Here is a 21625-nt window from a genome sequence, read left to right on the forward strand (position 1 = left end):
GATCGATCAACCGGTAAAAATCCACACAAGTTGTTCTTCTATTCTCTTAATGATCTTCTCGATGATTCGTCACCATCAAGCTAGGTCGGCTATATTACTCTCAATTTCTTAAAAGTCAACAGGTAATTTAGATATTTATTCAAACTTATCAATCATTCAAGAATCTAACCATTTTAGCCAAATCCTTGTTTCTCAACAAGTTTTTATCTGCATCACCGCCGATGAATGTGCATTCTACAGCATTTCAGATCAGTTGCAACCCTGTTTTTTATTATTTTCTTTTGCATGTTTCTTTTTTCAACAAAACTGATGTTTTCGTTGTTTTTATCATCTATTTATGGATAAAAAGCAGGCTCATGGCCTGCTTTTTATGATTTTTCTTTTGATTTAGTCAGTGAATGTCACTCGTGCAATGGCTTTTTTGCCTGACTGAATGATTAAAGTGACGTTTTCTTTAACAGAGAAGCTCATATCTACCACCTTCCAGTCTACTTTTACTGCACCACGGTTCACCGCATCTTTTGCAGCAGCTGCATTCGGGTTTAACCCCGCCACACGCAGAATGGTGGCAATAAATAACTCGCCCCCGAATTCACCCCGTGAAATCGTGACTTCCGGGGTATCTTCCGGTACTTCACCTTCAGTTACACGGTTACCTGCACTTTTATGGGCATTTTCTGCCGCTTCGGCATCATGGAAACGCTCAACCAGCTCAAGTGCCAAGATTCGCTTGATCTCTTGTGGATTGCGACCCGCAGCCATCTCATCCAGCAATACCTTGATTTCATCCAGTGATTTAAAGCTGAGTAAATCAAAGTAGCGCTCAATCAGGCTGTCCGGCATCGACAGGATTTTTTGGTACATCGCGCCTGGCGTGTCGAACACACCAATATAGTTACCTAAAGATTTAGACATCTTATTGACACCATCTAAACCTTCAAGAATAGGTACGGTGATACACACTTGTGATTCCTGACCATAACGACCTTGCAAGGTACGGCCCATCAACAGGTTAAACGTCTGGTCTGTTCCGCCCAACTCAACGTCTGCTTCCAGCGCAATCGAGTCATAACCTTGTACCAGTGGGTACAAAAACTCATGAATCGCAATCGGCTGATGGTTGTTATAACGCTTGGTGAAATCATCACGTTCCAGCATGCGCGATACCGTTTGCTGGCTTGCCAACTGGATTAAATCAGCAGCTGTTTTCTGGCTAAACCATTCTGAGTTAAAACGCACTTTGGTTTTATTTGGGTCCAGGATTTTGAATACCTGTTCCTGGTAGGTTTTTGCATTGGCAATTACCTGTTCTTGTGACAACGGCGGACGTGTCGCACTTTTCCCTGTCGGGTCACCGATCATGGCTGTATAGTCACCAATCAGGAATGTCACTTCATGACCCAGATCCTGAAAGGTTTTTAATTTATTGATTAGAACCGTATGACCCAAATGTAAATCAGGAGCCGTAGGGTCAAAGCCTGCTTTTACACGGAGTGGACGATTCTCTTTCAGCTTTTTCAGTAAATCTTCTTCAGAGATAATCTCGTGCGTGCCTCGTTGAATGAGAGCAAGCTGTTCTTCGGCTGGCAAGAAATTTGACATCACAAAACCTAAACACATCAGTTATTCAATTTGTGCGATATACTAACATTTTTTCAGCATCTTGCAGGATAAGTTGTATATGAGCGCAATCTATATTGGTGTAATGACAGGCACGAGCATGGATGGTGTTGATATTGTTGCAACTTCATTCGAGCCATTAACGTTACATGCGACGCTTACAGTCCCTTTTGAACCTGAATTACGTGATGAATTGATGGCATTGACACTGCCTGACGATAATGAAATTGACCGTATGGGCAAAGCTGATGTCGCTTTGGCACAAATGATCGGGCATGGTATCAACGCGCTGATTGAGCGGCATAATTTAGACCGTTCCCAAATTAAAGCCATCGGTTCACACGGGCAGACCATTCGCCACCGTCCTGAACATGGTTTTACCCTGCAGATTGGTGATCCCAATATCATCACGGAGATTACGCAGCTACCGGTAGTCTCGGATTTTCGCCGACGCGATATGGCCGCCGGTGGTCAGGGGGCACCTCTGGTTCCTGCTTTTCATCGGGCGTTGTTCCAGCATGACAGTATTCACCGGGTCATTCTGAATCTGGGAGGCATTGCCAATGTCAGCATGTTGCCAGCCAACAATCCGGATGGTGTCTATGGCTTTGATACCGGCCCTGCCAATATCCTGATGGACGGATGGTGCCATCGCCATACCGGGCACCCTTATGATGAAAACGGCGATTGGGCAGCCTATGGCAACCCGATTCGCTCACTATTAGACCGTTTGCAAAGCCATGAGTTTTTTGCCAAAGAGCCACCCAAAAGTACCGGTCGTGAAGACTTTAATCTGGAATGGCTTGATGAGCAGCTGACAGACTGGCGTAATGACTTAGGCTACGATGAGCTGGAAGATACACCTGAAAATGTTCAGGCGACTTTAATGAAACTGACCACACGCGCCATCAAGAAAGCAATTTATCGTAGTAAAGAAAGCATGCCAACCGGTGAAATCTATGTCTGCGGCGGTGGTGCCTATAACTCCCATCTGCTTGAGCAGTTACGCTGGCGCTTGCGTAAACATAACTGGTCGGTACAAACCACAGATGCACTGGGTCTGGCACCGACCTGGGTAGAAGCAACAGCTTTTGCCTGGCTGGCAATGCGTTTTGTTGAACAGCTGAGCGGTAACCTGCCTGCTGTTACAGGTGCAGCTGGTGACCGGATTTTAGGCACGGTCACCATGGTTTAAGCCAATAAAAAAGCTTCTCGACCGAGAAGCTTTTTTTAACAGTATTTATTAAATCGAGAAAGATGAACCACAGCCACAGGTGGTGGTCGCATTCGGGTTTTGTACCACGAAACGTGAACCTTCCAGTCCTTCAAGATAGTCAACCACTGAACCCACCAGATATTGATAGCTGAGTGAATCGACCAGCATTTTTACATCACCGTTGGTAAATTCGGCATCATCTTCATTGATACTTTCAGCAAAGTTAAAGCCATACGAAAAGCCGGAACATCCACCACCCGTCACATAAACACGTAACATAAGGTCGTTATTTCCTTCACTTTCGCGTAGTTGGCGAACTTTGTTGGCAGCATTATCTGACAATTCTAGAGCTTGGGCGTTCATGATGGATATTCCTCAGACTTCAATACGTCTTTCCTAAATAAAAGACCCGTTATTCAGTATAGCATACTCAATATCGGGTCTGTATTTGAAGTTTTAAAGTCAGTTTAAAGACTTTTTACAAGTTTACTTGTAGTTTTCATCCTGCAAGCCGCATTCAAAATTCTTGGCGTCTTCACGGCAACGGAATTGCCATAATAATTTCATCATGCGCTTGTCATAAATGCCCTTTGCAGTCAGGTTAATACGTGCTTCACGCATCAGTTTCTGATAGCCGGGCTTATCTGCGGCTGGCACTTCCATCCAGTATTTTTGTGGAATATCAGCTTTCATTTTGCCCAGAATACCAAACGCACGGGGCAATTGGGCCTTGACCCACTCACGAGATTTCTGCCCAAACCCTGTCGGGAATTTATCAGGATGAATAATCAGGTTACCCGTCACCTGCAAGATCGGATAATTTACAATCGCGCCTTTGGTTCCTAAGCCTTTATAGAGCTCTAGCGGTTTAAAGGCAGCGGCGGGTGCACCAATAATATCGACCTGTCCATTATTAAATTTGGCACCAAAGTTGGTAATGTCGGAGCTGACGGCCTGGGCACCGACCTGTGAAGCCATAATTTTTTGTGCTTCATCATAGTCCAGTACTGCGATTTTCTTGCCTGCTGCCTTGGCCACGGTATTGATATTGCGGTCATTTACCAATAAGTAAGCGTCACCGACCGGAATCACCCCGACCACTTCATATTTGCCATTGACCATGGCTTTGGCAAAGGTAGGACTTGCCAGCCCCTGCATCACTTTCACGGCAAGTTTAAGATCGGTAATTGCCCCGATTGCATCCAGTGAACCGGTAAACGGGTTAAACTGACGGCCTCGCATGCCGGTGATACTGACCCCATCACATTTTCCGGCCTTAAAGTCTTCAGCAATGACGGCCTCATTGGTGCCCACTTTAAGCTCGATATCTGCGCCCCAGTTTTTTGCTGCCAGCTGATAATCTTTCATGAGTGCATAGACATCACCACTTTTACCGACGATATCGAATACACAAATGGTTTGTTTGGCCTGAGCACCCGCCGATACCGCAGCGATCCCGGTTGCAAGTAATAATGTTTTAAACCATTGCATTTTATTGTTCCTTTGCTTCTATGCTGTTTGTTGTTGCACCCTACCCAGAATTAAAAATCACGATCTAGTCTGGTTCAGGTTTCCACATGAATCTATGTTTTTATTGCGTCATGTTTCATCGTCCTGATTAAACATCTGTTCAGTCGTCCAGACTTCCCTCTGGTTTTTTATATATTTCTATCATTACGATCTTTCAATCTAAACACAATGACTCAAATGACAGTGGTAAAAAAACAAAAAGCCTAGATGAATCTAGGCTTTAAGTACGCTTTATGGCAATTAGGGATTATTCACCCGGTAATGCACATTCAAAGTTCGCTTTGTCTACCGAACAACGCGCTTTCTTCAATACAGACATCATGCCCGCATCGTAAATACCGCGTTTAGTCAGATCCATACGGCCGTCACGTAACAGTTTCTGGTATTTCAGATTGTCTTCAGCACTTAAGTTCATTTTGTATTTTGCCGGAATCTCAGACTCGTAGCGTTTGATCATGGCAAAAGCTTTTGGTAATTGTTTCACGAAGTAGTCACGAGATTTTTGACCAAAGCCAGCTGGGAATTTTTCTGGACGAATCACCAGATCCGCAGTCACTTGAAGTACCGGGAAGTTAAACATGGCACCATTTGCACCCAAGCCTTTGCTTAGTTCTAATGGCTTGTAGGCATAAGCCGGTGCACCCACCATATCAACCTGACCATTGTTGAATTTTGCAGCAAAATTTGAAATATCAGAAAGAACCGCTTGCGCGCCTACGCGTTGTACCATGATTTTTTGTGCATCGTCATAACCCAGTACGGCGAATTTTTTACCCGCAGCCTTTTCAATTGAGTTAATGCTTTTGTCACGTACGAAAATGTAGGCAGCGCCAAGTGGAGAGATACCCGCCACTTCGTATTTGTTACCACCTAAATTGGTTGTCATTTTTGCAGCATTACGCGCATCGAGTACATAAGTAATTGCACGTTGTGCTACTGCATTACTTGGTGCGCCACCAAGCGAGTCAACAGAACCCGCAAATTTGTTATATGGACGGGCACGCATTGCTGTCATTGCTACAGCAGCACATTTACCCGCTTTAAAGTTATTATCCGCAACCTGTTCATCCGTGATCGCGAGTAGGTTAACATCCGCTCCCCAGCCTTTCGCTGCAAGCGCCCAGTCCTGCATCATTTTGTATGACTCACCTGACTTGCCCAGCAAGTCAAATACACATACGTCAATTGCTGCCTGAGTAGAAGCAGATACACCAAAGATCGAGGTTGCTGCAAGAGCAAGTGCAATTTTTTTCATAGTTTTCATCCTTTCACAAACTTTATGTTTGTCTCCTTGTTCGAAGCAAATATTAATCATGTTTTTTGAAAAAAAATAGAGCTTCTACTCTATTTTTATACGCATATTGTTTAGTTTTTGTCCTGTTTTATCCTTTTTGCTTATTTTCATAGACAAATTTATTATATCTGCGGCGCATGATTTGTCTATCCATGTTTGCCAGACTGTACAGTTGATTATTCACCACTTAAGCTGCACTCGAAATTGGTCCGTTCCACTGTACAACGGGCGCGCTTGAGTACATTCATCATACTGGCATCATACACACCTTGCTTGGTCAGATTCATACGCCCGTCACGCAGCATTTTCTGATACCTGACTTTATCTTCATTCGACAGGGTAATTTTTTTGGCATTCATCCCTGCCTCCAAACGTTGCACCATGGCAAAGTTACTTGGCAATTTATTGACAAACCATTTACGCGACTGAGCACCGAAGCCGGCCGGGAACTTTTCTGGCCGGACAATCAGGTCCCCCGTAATATTGACTACCGGGAAATTGAACAGTGCGCCGTTGCTCAGGCCCTTACTGATTTCCAGCGGTTTATAGGCATAGGCAGGCGCTGCAATCACATCAACCTGCCCTGTATTAAATTTTTTCACAAAATCTGAAATATCTGATGGCACTGCAACCAGATCAATACTCTCCACAATCGTCTTTTGTGCCTGATCATAGTGTAAATAGGCAAATTTCTTGCCTTTGGCCTTTTCAATGGTATCAATTCTTTTATCGCGCACAAAAATATAGGCCAGCCCCACCTGAATAATACCGGCGACCTCGAATTTTTCGCCATTCATGGTTGCAGTTAAACGATGCTGGTTACGTTTATCCAGTACATAGCTAATCGCTTTCTGGGCAATGGCATTGCTGGTGACCGCACCAACGGCGTCTACCGAACCTGCAAATTTATTGTATTTACGGGCCCGCATCGAGGTCATATACACGCCATCACACTTGCCTGCGTCAAAATCCTTTTCCGCCTTTTCTTCATCTTGATACGGAATCAGCTCAACATCTGCCTGCCAGTTTTTTGCAGCCAGCTTCCATTCTTCAACCAGTTTGTAAGACTCCCCAGCCTTCCCCAATAAATCAAATACGCAAATTTCCTGTTTTGCCTGTGCAGGAGCCGCCATGACAAATAGAGCCGTAGCACTCAATGCCCAAAGTCCTTTTTTCATCGTGTTTTCCCTTTGTTGCCGATATTGCACAATTTTCCATCAGTGCCTGAACAATATAGTCAGCTTTTTTCTAAAAACATAGTGGGTTTATATACATACGTCGGGTTTTTACCACTTTTAACCATACTGATCACAGTTTGACAGTTTCGGTCCCCTGCTTTTTCAGCCACTGGCTTTAGGCTTCTCCTTTTAACCTTAAAGCCAATATATGATTGATTCACTGCCGGAGCTGCCCCGCCTGAGTCTGGACAGATAAAATGGGCAAGCCTGCCAAATCGCAGCGTTCCCTTCTGGCATTTCCCGGTTCTGGGCGGCGTCTGTGATCAGTAGCCCCAGTTTTCTTATATTTAAACGAATAAGCTGATTTTTATCATAAAAACAGAATCTCAATGTGACCTTAAGATCATTGAAAGCCTGGATAAGCTCGCTGCGAGGGGTGAAGATAAAATTTGCATTCATGCATGATCACCTTAAAATGCAGCTATCTATTCGCTATTTTGCATACTCATGATCCAATTAGACCAAGTTTCATTACGCCGTGGTGGGCGCGTCCTGTTCCAAAAAGCCTCAATGCAGCTTCATCCTGGCTGGAAAATTGGTCTTACCGGGGTCAATGGTGCTGGTAAATCTACCCTGTTTGCAGCATTTCTGGGTGAACTGGGGGCTGATGAAGGCAATTTAAGCCGTCCGGCTGTATGGACTGTGGCCCACATGGCGCAGGAAATCAAAGCACTGGAAATGCCAGCAATTGATTTTGTCCTGTCGGGAGATGAAGAGTATTGGGAGATTCAGGAAAAGCTTGCCCATCCTGAACAACTGGATAATGATGAGCTCGCACGACTTCACGGCCGTTTTGATGAAATCCACGGCTATGCAGCACCCGCCAAAGCAGCCCAACTGATGGCAGGTCTGGGCTTTCTGGATCACCAGATCCGCTTAAATGTTGCCAGCTTCTCGGGAGGCTGGCGTATGCGTTTAAATCTGGCCCGCACCTTGATGAGCCGCTCCGACCTGCTATTGCTGGATGAACCGACCAACCACCTGGATTTAGATGCCATCTTGTGGCTGGAAGACTGGCTGAAAGCCTATGAAGGTACACTGGTACTGATTTCGCATGACCGCGATTTCCTTGATGCCATTACTGATCATATTCTGCATATCGAAAATCAGGAACTTACCTTGTATACAGGTAATTATTCGATTTTTGAAACTACCCGTAGCGAACGTCTGGCCCAGCAGCAACAGGCATTTGAGAAACAGCAGGAAACACGGGCACACCTGCAAAAATTCATTGATCGCTTTAAGGCCAAGGCCACCAAGGCCCGTCAGGCACAAAGCCGTATCAAACAGCTGGAACGGATGCAGCAGCTTGCGCCTGCTCATGTCGATACGCCCTTTACCTTCAGTTTCCGTGAACCTACCAAAATGAGTTCACCCTTGCTCAGTTTAGATGCAGCAAGTATTGGTTATAGCGATAAAGTGATTGCTGAAAAGATACGCCTGCAAATCACCCCAAGTTCGCGGATTGGTTTACTGGGCATGAACGGCGCGGGTAAATCGACCCTGATCAAAACCCTGGTCGGAGACTTACCGCTTTTGGCTGGTGAGCGAAAGGCCTCTGAATTGCTGAATATCGGATATTTTGCCCAGCACCAGATGGATGCCTTAGATGCACATGCCAGCCCGATGCTGCAACTGGCCCGTATTGCGGACAAACAGATCAGTGAAGCCGCATTACGCGCCTTTTTAGGGGGCTTTGGCTTTAGTGGTGAGCGTATGGATACCCCGTGTGAAAGCTTCTCGGGAGGCGAACGTGCACGTCTGGCATTGGCCCTGATCGTCTGGCAGCGTCCCAATGTGCTGATTCTGGATGAGCCGACCAACCATTTAGATCTGGACATGCGTCATGCCTTGACCATGGCGCTGCAGGACTTTGAAGGGGCCGTGGTACTGGTTTCACATGAACGTCAGTTGATTGCCAGCGTCTGTGATGACCTGCTCCTTGTACATGCAGGCAAATGCAGCGAATTTGAAGGTGATTTGCAGGACTATGCCAAATGGTTACGTGAAGCCCGTCAGCAACAGATTAATGCACAAACTGCTGCACAACAGCCAGCAGCCACCAATCCATCGCCGAATACCAAGCTTGATAAAGAAGCTCAGCGCAAAGAAGCTGCACGTCGCCGTGAAATGACACGTCCCCTTCGCAAGAATATTGAAAAGGTTGAAGCCCAGATAGAAAAGATACAGCCACGACTGGCAGAAATCGAGCAGGCTTTGGCCGAAAGTGCACTATATGAAGCCCATCGTAAAGATGACCTGATGAAGCTGATGAATGAGCAGACCCAACTCAAGGCTCAACTGGAACAATTTGAGGAACAGTTGCTGGAATTGATGATGGAGCTGGAAGAACTGGAAAGTTCTTTTGCCGATTAGAACAACTACCTGCCCTACATGTCGGCAAGATCGGCATGTAGGGTATTCATGGTTTAGGACAGAAGTATTATCGTTCCTAAACATACCGCTCAGATACTTAAAAACACTATGAATATCATGAAATGTGTCATGAATTTGTCGAGAATTTAAGTTAAGGTAAAAACTGGAATTTTCGTAGAAAATTGAGCTTTAGGTTCAGGCTCGATATACTCAACGCCGATTGTTGTAAAGTTATAACTGACGAATGAATCCTGAGGGTTAAATTCATTTCACATTTTTTGTACTTTGATTTGGTGAGTACTCTATTTTGGATCATACAAACTGAATGAATTCTTTAGATTTTATTTTTAATTTTGAACATATTCTCCCGGTTCTGGTACAAGAATATGGTTTATGGATCTATTTTATCCTCTTCTTGATTATTTTCTCTGAAACCGCCTTTGTGTTCATGTTCTTCTTGCCCGGTGATAGCCTGTTATTGACTGTCGGGGCATTGTGTTCTGTGGTTGAAATCATGCATCTGGGCTATATGATCAGCCTGCTGTTTTTTGCAGCAGCGTTAGGTTATATGGTCAACTATCATATTGGCCGTCATTTTGGCGACCGTATTTTTAATGTGAAATCTCGCTTTATCAAACAGGAATACCTGCAAAAAACCAATGTATTTTTCCTCAAACATGGTGGAAAAACCATTTTACTGGCCCGTTTTATTCCTTTTGCACGTTCATTTGCACCGCTGGCCGCAGGTTCAAGCAACATGAACTACACGCATTTTGTCTTATACAATATTTTGGGCGCCTTACTGTGGATCAGTGTACTTGTCACTGCCGGATATCTGTTTGGTCATGCCTTAATTCAGGTCAGTGATTTTGTAGAAAATTAAGCCGTATCCTAAAGCTGAGAAGATGATTAAGCAGGAAAGTTTAACTTTCCTGTTTTTTTATCTGTCCATTTTCCGGTTTCACGTGGAACATGCCACTCTTGCATTCATATAAAGAAAACATATTGAAAAACAAAGGTTAAATATCTTTTATCATTTTATAGATGATAACCCTCTAGTCCACTATGCAACACTAAGCTAGCAGTAAGCGTGCTATATCAGCCGTTAACGAGCCCTTCCAGCGCGGTATCACTGATAACAGGCATCGAACCGGTTCAATCCAAACTCCTGTAGCAGTGATTATGCTGCAACCAACAATAAGGCGCCTATCCTGTATGACAAGATAGGCGCCCTTTATGTTACTGCTGCCTGATTTAATTAAGCATCAATATCCGCATTTAATGCATTTTCTTCAATAAAGGCACGACGAGGTTCTACATCATCTCCCATGAGACAAGAGAACATACGGTCTGCCTCGATTGCATCATCAATGGTGACCTGCAACATATTACGGTTTTCAGGGTCCATGGTGGTTTCCCACAGCTGTTCAGCGTTCATCTCACCCAGACCTTTATAACGCTGGATCATCATGCCACGACGCGAGTCTTGTAAAATGTGCTGCCACACCTGATGGAAATTACTGACCTGAATACGGCGATCGCCTTTTTGCAGATAAGCACCCTCTTCAACCAGTTTGAACCAGCTCTTGGCATTTTTGAGCAGACGTGCATATTCGGCAGAATTTAACAGGCCGGCATCAAGCAGATAGGCATGCGGCAAGTTATGCACATACACGGTTATACGAGGCCAGTAATGCGCTGATTTCTCACCCTGGGCATTTTCACGTTCAAATGCTTCCAAAGTAATTTCAGGACGCAAGCTTGGCTGTAATTTTTCAATTGCCGCACGTAATTGTTCTGCCCATGTTTCCACATAGTCACGTTCATGGTTATGCTCGGCTTTGAATGCTTCAACTTCAAGCAAACCATCCAGCAAACTGGCAGGATAACGCAAGGTCAAACGCTGCAAGCTCTTTTGCGAAACCTGATAATCCGCAATCACGCTGGCCAGGGCCGAACCGGTAATGGCCGGTGCTTCGGCGCTGACATGTAATGCCAGCTCATCAATGGCATTGGAAATCAGGAAGGTTTCCAGTGCATCATTATCTTTGATGTACTGTTCATGCTTGCCTTTTTTCAATTTGTACAGTGGCGGCTGGGCGATATAGATATATCCACGCTCAACCAGCTCAGGCATTTGACGGAAGAAGAAGGTCAGCAACAAGGTACGAATATGTGAACCATCGACGTCCGCATCGGTCATGATGATGATTTTGTGGTAACGCAACTTGTCCGGATTGTATTCTTCACGCCCGATACCACAGCCCAAAGCGGTAATCAGGGTACCGACTTCCTGACTGGAAATCATCTTGTCAAAGCGCGCGCGCTCAACATTCAGGATCTTACCTTTCAACGGTAAAATGGCCTGCATCTTACGGTTACGCCCTTGCTTGGCACTACCGCCTGCAGAGTCACCCTCGACCAGATACAGTTCAGAAAGTGCCGGGTCCTTTTCCTGGCAGTCTGCCAGTTTGCCCGGTAAGCCGGCAATATCCAGTGCACTCTTGCGACGTGTCATTTCCCGGGCTTTACGTGCTGCATCACGTGCACGTGCGGCATCAATAATTTTACCGGCAATCGCTTTTGCTGCTTGCGGATTTTCCAGCAAATACGCCGAGAACTCTTTGTTCATGGCTTGTTCGACTGCTGGCTTCACTTCGCTCGACACCAGTTTTTCTTTGGTTTGGGAAGAGAATTTCGGATCAGGCACTTTTACAGAAATGATCGCGGTCAAGCCTTCACGTGCATCGTCGCCTGTTACGGCAACTTTTTCCTTTTTCAACAAGCTTTCATTTTCCATGTAGCTGTTTAGGCCACGGGTCAATGCTGCACGGAAACCGGCAAGGTGGGTACCGCCATCTTTCTGCGGAATATTATTGGTAAAGCAGCGCACATTTTCCTGATAGCTGTCGTTCCATTGCAATGCCACTTCTACGCCAATGCCGTTGTCAGCATCTGTAGTGAAATGGAAGATATCATTCAGGTGGGTTTTGCCTTCGTTAATATATTTAACGAACTCGGACAAGCCGCCTTCATAATCGTAGATATGCTCGAGATTTACACGTTCATCGCGCAATACAATACGTACCCCTGCGTTCAGGAACGAAAGCTCACGTAAACGACGCGCCAGAATATCGACGCTAAAGATGGTTTGGCTAAAGGTCAGCTCACTTGGCCAGAAACGGACGGTCGTCCCCGATTTATCGGTCTCGCCAACCACTTTCAATGGATATTGCGGATCGCCATGATGGTATTCCTGCTCATGGATTTTACCGGCACGATGAATGGTTAACTGCAATTTTTTAGAGAGTGCATTTACAACAGAAACGCCGACCCCGTGCAAACCGCCTGACACTTTATAGCTGTTGTCATCGAACTTGCCCCCGGCGTGCAGAATGGTCAGAATCACCTCTGCTGCCGACACGCCTTCTTCAGGGTGAATATCGGTCGGGATACCACGACCGTTATCCGATACACTCACCGACTCATCTTCATGAATGGTGACCAAGATCTCGTCACAGTGGCCAGCCAAAGCTTCATCGATGGCATTATCCACCACCTCGAACACCATATGGTGCAAACCTGTACCATCATCGGTATCACCGATATACATGCCAGGACGTTTACGAACCGCGTCTAATCCACGTAATACTTTAATACTAGAGGAATCATAAGCCTTTTCATTTGTTTGTTCTGTTTGAGAGACTGATTGAGACTCTGAACTCATGGTTACTCCCTAGTAAATATCGAATCTATCCAAAGATGAGGAAATAAAATTATGGTGCAGCAAGACTGACCTGGCCTTGGACAACGTGAAACAATTGAAAGGAAATCGACAAATCATGTAAGTGTTTTAATACCGACGTATGGTCTAGGGTCGTCATAAAAACCTGACTTCCTAACTGACTCAATCGCTCAATCAAACGTTGTTGTGCAGCCAAATCCAACTCTGCTGTCAGATCATCTAATAATACCACAGTTTCCTTGTTACTCGCATGCAGCATTGCAATTTGTGACAGTTTTAATGCCATGATTAGCAACTTTTTTTGGCCACGCGATAACACGTCATCCGCATTGCCATACGGGGTTTTCAGACGTAAATCTGCACGGTGCGGACCATACTCGGTATACCGCCGCTCCTGGTCTCTCTGATGCTGCTGGAGCAGGTCATTTAACAGCCCCTGCTCGGTATGAAATCCGGCATGGTACTCCAGCTCAAGGTCAAGGCCGGGCAATAACTGTTGCACATCTTCCTGAAAAAACTGGTTCCATTGTTCCACGATACTGACACGCTGCGAGTGCAAAATTTCGCCATAATCGCTCAGCATCTTGTTCCACGGTTCCAGATCGGCCAATGTCAGGTTGCGCCGGGTTTTTAACAGGCTATTGCGCTGCTTTAATGCCCGGGAATAGTACTGCCAGGCAAAATAAAACTCGGGTTCCACGTGGAACATCAACCAGTCCAGCAATTGCCGCCGAGGTTTGGCACCATGATCAATAATATCGGTGCTTTGTGGATCGATATGTTGCAATGGCAACAGCTTCGCCAGCTGGCCCTGGGTGGCAATGGTATCGCCATTGACCTTGATCAGCTGCTCACCGGACGCCATTTTTTGCATGCCGATCCGCTCACTGGCAGACTGGGCAAACACAATGGCATCCCCTGCTTCATACTGGATATAATGCTTGGGAATATGGGTACGGAAGGAACGGCCGGTTGCCAACAGGTGAATGGCCTCCAGAATCGAGGTTTTTCCCGACCCATTGGCCCCATAAAAAATATTAAACGGCTGCAACTCCTGGAGTGCAACCGCCTTTAAATTACGTACACGCTCGATATTTAAACGCGTGATCTGCATGAAATTCAGCTCAGAATATCAAGACAGGTTAAACACGCATTGGCATGACCACATAGGTCTGGTCAGGATGTGCCGGGTCTTGCACCAGTACAGACTGGTTCGCTTCGGTCATGCTCATTCTGACGTCATCACCATCCAGAACACTCAATACATCCAGGATATATTGCGCATTAAATGACATTTCCAGCGGTGCATCCTGATACTGGATTGCCAAATCTTCAACCGCCTCGTCCTGTTCCGGGTTATTGGCACGTAGCTGCAATGAATCCTGATTAAAATTCAGGAACACGCCACGAAGTTTTTCATTACTTAAAATCGCAACACGCTGTAAGGACTGCTTGAATACGTCATGGGCAATCAGCACGTGCTTGTCGCCACCTTTGGGGATCACACGGCGATAATCAGGGAATTTACCATCAATCAGTTTAGTGGTGAAACGGACAGTAATGTCGCCCTGCTCTTTATCACGGCTCGGCGTATTGATGGTGACATTCAACAGTTCACGCCCAATGAGCAAGGTTAACTGTTCATCTTCAATGCTGAGCAGGCGCTGTAATTCACCCACAGCTTTACGCGGTACAATGGCCTGAATCGGAGCCGATGCGGTAGAGGAAGCCAGCACTTCACACAAGGCCAGACGGTGACCATCAGTTGTTACTGTACGTAATTGATTTTGATCGATTTCCAGCAATGTACCAGTCAGGTAGAAACGCACATCCTGAACTGCCATGGCAAAGGCGGTTTTCTCAAATAAACGCTTTAATTCACGTTGTGTCACCTGGACTTGCGTGCCCTGACTGTTTTCAGTGGTCAATAACGGATAATCTTCTGCTGGCAAGGTGCCCAGTACAAAACGGCTGTTACCTGACTTTAAGATACAACGCTGATCTTCTGTAATTTGCAAGTCAATCAAGGCTGCTGTTGGAAGCGATTTGCAAATTTCGACCAGTTTACGTGCAGGAACTGTCGTTTCACCCGCTTCCAGACAGGCACCTTCAGCTAACGTGGTGCTTGCTACCAGCTCAACTTCAAGGTCAGAACCGGTAATGGTCAACGCCTGTTGCGTGGTTTGAATTTTGACATTGGAAAGGATATTCAAAGTATGACGACGCTCTACAGCACCGACCACATGCGATAAAACATTGAGTAAACTTTCTTTAGCGATTTTCAAACGCACGATTTTATTCCTCTTACAACAGAAGCCGATATGAATGTTAGCAGTGTACTATGCTGCACTTAAAAGCAGTTTGCAACCATGAAAATGGGGTCTGTTGAGATTCTGCCCAAGCCTAGCTTTGTAACAAACGAAGTAGGTTTTTATAATCTTCATTAAAAATAGGGTCTTCTTCACGCAAGCTGACCACTTTTTCACAGGCATGCATCACGGTACTGTGATCACGACCGCCAAAGGCCATGCCGATTTCCGGAAAACTGTCACCGGTTAACTCTCGTGCCAGTCCCATTGCCAGCTGACGTGGCCGCGCATAAATACGAGTTCGTTTTGGCCCGATCAGCTCTTTTAACGGGATACGGAAATACTCACTGACCACACGCTGGATATTTTCTACACTAATGGTACGCGCCCGGATGGCCAGCACGTCTTTTAAGGACTCTCTCACCACATCCAGATCGATGGCTGTCCCCTTAAAGCGTGAAATTGCCACAACCTTGTTCAATGCACCTTCAAGTTCACGCACATTTGCGACCACTTGTTGCGCAATAAACAAGGCACAGTTACGTGGTAAATCGACGCCACTATTTTCGGCTTTTTTCAGCAAGATTTCGATACGGGTTTCAATATCAGGTGGCTCGACCCCAACTGACAGTCCCCATGAGAAGCGGGAAACCAGACGCGGATCCAGTTCGGTCAATTCTTTCGGATAACGGTCCGAAGTCAAGATAATCTGTTTAGATTCATCCAGTAAAGCATTGAAAGTATAGAAAAACTCAACCAGACTCGCCTCTTTGCCTGCCAACAGGTGAATATCGTCGACCAGCAACAAGTCTAAAGAACGGCAATTTTTCTTGAATTCTTCAACCTTTCCTTTTTGCAAGGAACTGACAAAGTCCTGAACAAAACTTTCCGAAGTCATGTACATGACACGGGCATTCGGCTTTGCCTGTAACAGGGCATTTCCGACCGCTTGCATTAAATGTGTCTTACCCAGCCCCGTCGGGCCATATAAAAATAAAGGATTGTGCTGTGATGCTCCCAGCTGGGTCAAAACCTTGCGGCATGTTTCCGCAGCCATCTGGTTAGAACGGCCTTCTACAAACAGTGAAAAGGTAAATAACGGATTAAGCTGTCTTTTTTTCGGGATTTTGCTGACATTCTGGCTAGGCTGTACCAGATCAGTGTCTTTTTTAACCTTGGCAGGTGCAGGTGTTGGCGTACTCAGGGCTGCAGTTGTCGTCGCCGGCTGTTCATTTGACGACAAAATGGTACCAGGACGGGAATCAACCAGGATCTCGACCTGACGTACCCGGCCTTCAGAAAGCTGTTCGGCAAGAATTGAAATCAATTCCAGATGGTTATCCTGAATATAACGTGTCCAATAAGGGTTTGGTGCGTATAAACGCATCACACCATCAACCTCTTCGGCAACTAAAGGACGAATCCACATCGCAAAGACGTTATCAGATAGCTCTTGTCGCAAGCGAGTTAAGCAGTCTGTCCAGAGCATGTGCATCCCCTATATATCCATTTTTAAATTTAAAAAATAAAAATCACCACCCCATCTTGCGAAGGGGTCGCCATTCTAACCAAGTTATCCACATCTGTCAGGCCAATTTATGGGACTTTTGCTGAAAAAGAAAGCGGTTGTTTATAAATTTAAATTCAAAACCACCTGTGTATAACTTTTTGCACAAGCTGTGGATAATTTTAACCATCAAGTTATCCACAATCTGTAAAACTGATAAAAACATGCTTATCCACAAAATAACTCATTGTTTATTTATGAAAAAAGGATGCTTTCCACAGAATAAATCCACACTAATAAGAATAAATTTAAATTTTAAAATTTGAATTTACTTATAGGGTTTGAGCGAATTGTGGATAACAGAGCATATCGAAATTTAAATTCAAAAACCATGAGTTAAATTTAAATCAGAAATAGGATTGTTGATAACTTTGTTGTTAAGCTGTGAATATATCCGAATGTTGATGTAATATAAAGAGATAGCTTGTGTATATTTTTATGTCCACGATTATGCTGATGTCTTTGCTTAAGTCTGAATGAGTCAAAACAGAACAAACAAAATGTAAAGTTTTGGTTTTTTGATTGACAGCGTAAACATTGCACAATAAAATCGCGGACCTTTATAGAAAGATCATTTTGGGAGTTTCGATATGAAACGTACTTTCCAACCATCTGAATTAAAGCGTAAACGCGTTCATGGTTTCCGTGCTCGTATGGCAACTAAAGCTGGTCGTCAGGTTTTAGCTCGTCGTCGTGCGAAAGGTCGTCATAGCTTAACTGTTTAATACTGTTAAGCTGACCAGACTTGGGTGATGACACTTTACAGTTTCGGCACTGAATCCCGTATTCGTTGTGCCGCAGATTATAAAAGTGTATTTGATGGTGCGCTTTTTAAAGTGCATCAGCCCCATTTCCTTTTTTTAGCAAAATTAACCGAACAGCCGAATAGCCGTTTGGGTATTGTCGTTGCTAAAAAGAAGGTACGTCGTGCTCATGAACGAAATCGAATAAAGCGTCTTGCTCGGGAGAGCTTTCGTTTACATCAAGCACAATTTAATGCTGATATCGATATTGTGGTGATGCCTAAAGTAGGTATAGAAGCAATCGCAAATGAAGAATTACATCAACAATTAGATTTTGCTTGGCAAAAATTACAACGCTTAGCAAAGAAGCATTCCAAAGTCGTTGTGACATCCCTCCAGAATTAGAGATCTCCAATGGTACGTTTACTTCATTGGTTGATAAGATGTTACCAAATTGCAATTAGTCCATTATTGGGTCCTCGTTGTCGCTATATTCCCACTTGCTCGCAATATGCAATTGAAGCCTTGCAGACGCATGGTGCAGTAACAGGTGTATGGCTATCGACTAAGCGGATTTGCCGTTGTCATCCCTGGGGTGGTTCAGGCTATGATCCGGTACCGCGCAAAGCACTTCGTTTTATTTCGTTTCATCAAATAGATTCTCAAATGCATCACGTTGCTGTACCCTTTCGTGATCGTTTATTCAAGCAAAATCTCTCTAACCATTTGGGATAATAGATATGCAACAATGGGCCAGATTTGCAATTCTTGGAGCCATGTTTGTTACCGCATATTTGCTTATTTTGGCTTGGCAAAAAGATTATGGTCATGCTGCACCAGCACCGCAACAACAAGCGGCAGCTGTGACGGCACATGATGTATCTGCAGATTTGCCAAATGCTCAAAATGCAACAGCGGCTTCAGACTTGCCACAAGCAAATGTGACTGCATCACAAACCACAGATACTCCTTCTGTGAGTCAGCAACTGATTTCAGTACAGACTGATCTTTATCATCTTTGGATCAACCCTAAAGGTGGTGATATTGTTCGTATAGAATTGTTAAGCCATGATGAAAGCAAAGACAGCGACAAGCCATTTGTTATGCTGGAAAGTGATGCGAAACGTACTTACGTTGCTCAATCTGGTTTAATTGGTTTAAATGGACCGGATAGCAGCCGTGGCGGCCGTCCAATGTATGATGTCGAGAAAACCGCATATACCTTGGCCGATGCGAAAAGTGTTGCATCTAAAGATGGCAAGACTCATCAGGTATTGACTGTACCATTGGTATTTAAAACACCTGAAGGTGTGGAAGTGATCAAATCGTTCACCTTCACCCAAGGTGATTATCCAATTACGGTGAAACATCAGGTTATTAACCGCAGCCAGCAAAACTGGCAGGGCCAGATGTTTGGCCAGTTAAAGCGTGATAATTCTGATGATCCGGGCAAGTCATCTCAAGGGATCTTCACCCTGGGAACTTACCTGGGCGGTGCGTGGGGTACACCAGATGCGCATTATAACAAGTTAAAGTTCAGCAATTTCAACGATGAAAAATTAAACGTTGAAGCCAAGGGTGGCTGGGTTGCCATGGTTCAGCACTATTTTGTGAGTGCATGGATTCCAGGTAACCTGAAACTGACCCAGGCTGATGGCCAGCCTTATGTGGCGAAACTGGAATCGCGCCAGTCTGCCGATCACATGAATATCATGGGCTTCACCTCTCCGGTGATCAATGTTCCAGCCGGCACTTCAATGGAAGTGGACGCACAGCTGTATTCCGGTCCAAAAATCCAGTCCGAACTTAAGGACCTGGCAGCCGGTTTAAACCAGACAGTTGATTATGGCTGGTTATGGCCGATCGCTAAGCTGCTGTTCATGGGCTTGCAATTCTTCCATAATCTGGTTGGAAACTGGGGCTGGTCAATTATTCTATTGACGATCCTGGTCAAGGCGATTTTATGGCCGCTGTCTTCGAAAAGTTATCGCTCTATGGCGAAAATGCGTGTGATTGCACCAGAAATGCAGCGCATGAAAGAAGAGTTTGGTGAAGACCGGATGCGTTTTTCACAGGAAATGATGGCGTTGTATAAGCGTGAGCAGGTCAATCCGTTGTCTGGTTGCTTGCCGCTATTGTTACAAATGCCGATTTTCCTGGCCCTGTACTGGGTATTGATGGAATCGGTTGAACTGCGCCATGCGCCATGGTTAGGCTGGATTCAGGATTTATCTGCAATGGATCCATGGTTTATCCTGCCATTGCTGATGGGTGTGACCATGTTTGTTCAGCAAATGCTCAACCCGCAACCGACTGATCCAATGCAGGCAAAAGTGTTCCGTATCATGCCAATCATGTTCACGGTCTTCATGTTGTTCTTCCCTGCCGGTCTGGTGCTTTACTGGATCGTCAACAACAGTATTACCATTTTGCAACAATGGTTTATTAACAAAGGTGTCGAAAAGGACCGTCTCAACAAGGTTGAATCGAGTTCTTAAGTTCGAACTTTTACTGAAAAAATCCGCTTAAGATGGTAATCTTGAGCGGATTTTTTTTGACTGTATTTCGGGTTAGCTCTCTTTAACCCTTTTTTGTTTTTAGGTGATTTACGATGCAACATCAAACCACAATTGCTGCGATTGCTACCCCCTTAGGTCGTGGTGGTGTGGGCGTGATTCGTCTTTCCGGGCCGAAAGCTTATGCCATTGCAGAGCAGCTGACCCTGAAAAAATTGCCTGCTGCACGCATGGCAGGTTTCCGCCAGTTCTGTGATGCAGACGGTTCAGTCATGGACGAAGGCATTGTACTGTGCTTTCCCAATCCGCACTCCTTTACCGGTGAGGATGTGGTCGAGCTACAGGGGCATGGCGGCCCGGTGATCCAGAATGCATTATTGGCCCGTTTACTCGATCTGGGAGCGACTGCTGCCAAGGCGGGGGAGTTTTCCATGCGGGCTTTTGAAAATGGCAAGATGGATCTGGTGCAAGCCGAAGCCATTGCCGATCTGATTGATGCCACCTCGCAGGCGGCCGCACGTTCAGCGGTCCGTTCATTACAAGGGGCCTTTTCAACCAAGATTAATACGGTCTTGGAAAAGCTGATTCACTTGCGTCTGCATGTGGAAGCAGCCATTGATTTTCCCGAAGAAGAAATCGACTTTCTGGCCGATGGCAAGATTTTAGCCTTGCTGGACGATGTACAGGACTCGGTCAAGGCCGTACAGCAGTCTGCACGTCAGGGACAACTGTTACGTGAAGGTTTGCAGGTGGTGATTGCGGGTAAGCCCAATGCGGGTAAATCCAGCCTGTTAAACGCACTGGCGGGCCATGAACGGGCCATTGTGACCGATATTGCAGGCACCACCCGCGATGTATTGCATGAAAAGATCAGTTTGAATGGCCTGCCGATGACCTTGACTGATACTGCCGGTTTGCGTGAAACGGGCGATATCGTCGAGCAGGAAGGGATTCGTCGTGCGATTAAAGAAATTGAACAGGCCGATTTATTGCTGCTGGTCTATGATTTAAGCCAGGCGGATGAACCGTTACAGCTGGCGCGAGAATATTTTGCCGATCATCTGGAGCCGAAACGTTTGCTGCTGATCGGCAATAAATGCGATTTAACCGGTCAGGAGGCAAGCTTGAGTGATTATCAGGGCTTCCGTCATATCAGTGTCTCTGCCAAACAGGATATGGGGGTTCAGGCGCTCATAGAAGCGATTACAGCGCATGCAGGCTTCCAGCCTGAGGAAGATACCTTTATTGCCAGAACGCGCCATCTGGATGCAATGAAGCGCACTCAGCGCTATCTTGCAGAGGCACGTGAGCAACTTGTGGTGTTTAATGCAGGTGAACTGGTCGCAGAATCATTGCGTCTGGCACAAAATGCATTGGGTGAAATCACAGGTGATTTTAGTGCTGATGATCTGCTCGGTAAGATTTTCGGTTCGTTCTGTATTGGGAAGTAATCATATAAATCAAATATTTA

18 protein-coding genes are annotated in these 21625 nt (G+C 45.4%); 8 read left to right on the forward strand and 10 right to left on the reverse strand.

Annotated features, from left to right (window positions below; all coding sequences use genetic code 11):
• Positions 1-387: 387 nt before the first annotated feature.
• The gene (gene tyrS / locus OC23_RS15075) at positions 388-1620 is read right to left on the reverse strand and encodes a tyrosine--tRNA ligase (protein WP_152607851.1); all 1233 of its coding nucleotides are present in this window, start codon (positions 1618-1620) and stop codon (positions 388-390) included.
• Between the two features lie 61 nt (positions 1621-1681).
• Here tyrS and OC23_RS15080 point away from each other — a divergent pair, with 61 nt between their 5' ends.
• A complete protein-coding gene (locus OC23_RS15080) occupies positions 1682-2815 on the forward strand; it encodes an anhydro-N-acetylmuramic acid kinase (RefSeq protein WP_038345721.1) in 1134 nt (377 codons plus the stop codon).
• A 48-nt stretch (positions 2816-2863) separates the two neighbouring features.
• On the opposite strand, the gene erpA is transcribed toward OC23_RS15080, so the two are convergent.
• From erpA to OC23_RS15105, 5 genes are all read right to left on the reverse strand, one after another.
• Positions 2864-3199, reverse strand: a complete 336-nt coding sequence (gene erpA, locus OC23_RS15085) for an iron-sulfur cluster insertion protein ErpA (RefSeq protein WP_038345722.1) — start codon at positions 3197-3199, stop codon at positions 2864-2866.
• A gap of 123 nt (positions 3200-3322) precedes the next feature.
• Positions 3323-4327, reverse strand: a complete 1005-nt coding sequence (locus OC23_RS15090; protein WP_038345723.1) for a putative solute-binding protein — start codon at positions 4325-4327, stop codon at positions 3323-3325.
• A 286-nt stretch (positions 4328-4613) separates the two neighbouring features.
• On the reverse strand, positions 4614-5621 hold the full coding sequence (locus OC23_RS15095) for a putative solute-binding protein (RefSeq protein WP_038345724.1): 1008 nt from the start codon (positions 5619-5621) through the stop codon (positions 4614-4616).
• A 215-nt stretch (positions 5622-5836) separates the two neighbouring features.
• Positions 5837-6838 (reverse strand): putative solute-binding protein, encoded by a 1002-nt coding sequence (locus tag OC23_RS15100; protein WP_038345725.1) that lies wholly within the window; start codon positions 6836-6838, stop codon positions 5837-5839.
• A gap of 195 nt (positions 6839-7033) precedes the next feature.
• Positions 7034-7297 (reverse strand): hypothetical protein, encoded by a 264-nt coding sequence (locus OC23_RS15105; RefSeq protein ID WP_038345726.1) that lies wholly within the window; start codon positions 7295-7297, stop codon positions 7034-7036.
• Positions 7298-7345: 48 nt separating this feature from the next.
• Here OC23_RS15105 and OC23_RS15110 point away from each other — a divergent pair, with 48 nt between their 5' ends.
• Together OC23_RS15110 and OC23_RS15115 are read left to right on the forward strand one after the other, a co-directional pair.
• Positions 7346-9274 (forward strand): ATP-binding cassette domain-containing protein, encoded by a 1929-nt coding sequence (locus tag OC23_RS15110; protein WP_038345727.1) that lies wholly within the window; start codon positions 7346-7348, stop codon positions 9272-9274.
• A gap of 325 nt (positions 9275-9599) precedes the next feature.
• Entirely contained in the window at positions 9600-10157 is a 558-nt protein-coding gene (locus OC23_RS15115; RefSeq protein WP_038345728.1) for a VTT domain-containing protein, read from the forward strand.
• A 375-nt stretch (positions 10158-10532) separates the two neighbouring features.
• On the opposite strand, the gene gyrB is transcribed toward OC23_RS15115, so the two are convergent.
• From gyrB to dnaA, 4 genes are all read right to left on the reverse strand, one after another.
• Positions 10533-13001: a DNA topoisomerase (ATP-hydrolyzing) subunit B gene (gyrB, locus tag OC23_RS15120; RefSeq protein WP_038345729.1), complete on the reverse strand. Its 2469-nt coding sequence runs from the start codon at positions 12999-13001 to the stop codon at positions 10533-10535.
• A 49-nt stretch (positions 13002-13050) separates the two neighbouring features.
• Positions 13051-14133: a DNA replication/repair protein RecF gene (gene recF, locus OC23_RS15125; RefSeq protein WP_038345730.1), complete on the reverse strand. Its 1083-nt coding sequence runs from the start codon at positions 14131-14133 to the stop codon at positions 13051-13053.
• A gap of 28 nt (positions 14134-14161) precedes the next feature.
• The gene (dnaN, locus tag OC23_RS15130) at positions 14162-15310 is read right to left on the reverse strand and encodes a DNA polymerase III subunit beta (RefSeq protein WP_038345731.1); all 1149 of its coding nucleotides are present in this window, start codon (positions 15308-15310) and stop codon (positions 14162-14164) included.
• A 112-nt stretch (positions 15311-15422) separates the two neighbouring features.
• Entirely contained in the window at positions 15423-16817 is a 1395-nt protein-coding gene (dnaA, locus tag OC23_RS15135; protein WP_038345733.1) for a chromosomal replication initiator protein DnaA, read from the reverse strand.
• Between the two features lie 668 nt (positions 16818-17485).
• Between dnaA and rpmH the strand changes: the two genes are divergently transcribed.
• The 5 genes from rpmH (at position 17486) to mnmE (ending at position 21605) form a co-directional block, all read left to right on the forward strand.
• Positions 17486-17620, forward strand: a complete 135-nt coding sequence (gene rpmH, locus OC23_RS15140; RefSeq protein WP_000831329.1) for a 50S ribosomal protein L34 — start codon at positions 17486-17488, stop codon at positions 17618-17620.
• 27 nt (positions 17621-17647) lie between these two features.
• Positions 17648-18043 (forward strand): ribonuclease P protein component, encoded by a 396-nt coding sequence (gene rnpA / locus OC23_RS15145; RefSeq protein ID WP_038345734.1) that lies wholly within the window; start codon positions 17648-17650, stop codon positions 18041-18043.
• A 9-nt stretch (positions 18044-18052) separates the two neighbouring features.
• A complete protein-coding gene (yidD, locus tag OC23_RS18890; protein WP_081407335.1) occupies positions 18053-18373 on the forward strand; it encodes a membrane protein insertion efficiency factor YidD in 321 nt (106 codons plus the stop codon).
• 5 nt (positions 18374-18378) lie between these two features.
• Positions 18379-20136 carry a membrane protein insertase YidC gene (gene yidC, locus OC23_RS15150; protein WP_038345735.1) on the forward strand — a complete coding sequence of 586 codons (1758 nt, stop codon included), beginning with the start codon at positions 18379-18381 and terminating at the stop codon, positions 20134-20136.
• A gap of 113 nt (positions 20137-20249) precedes the next feature.
• Positions 20250-21605 (forward strand): tRNA uridine-5-carboxymethylaminomethyl(34) synthesis GTPase MnmE, encoded by a 1356-nt coding sequence (mnmE, locus tag OC23_RS15155; protein ID WP_038345736.1) that lies wholly within the window; start codon positions 20250-20252, stop codon positions 21603-21605.
• Positions 21606-21625 lie beyond the last annotated feature (20 nt).

The sequence above is a fragment of the Acinetobacter sp. A47 genome (genome assembly GCF_000805455.1).
Classification (GTDB): Bacteria; Pseudomonadota; Gammaproteobacteria; order Pseudomonadales; family Moraxellaceae; genus Acinetobacter.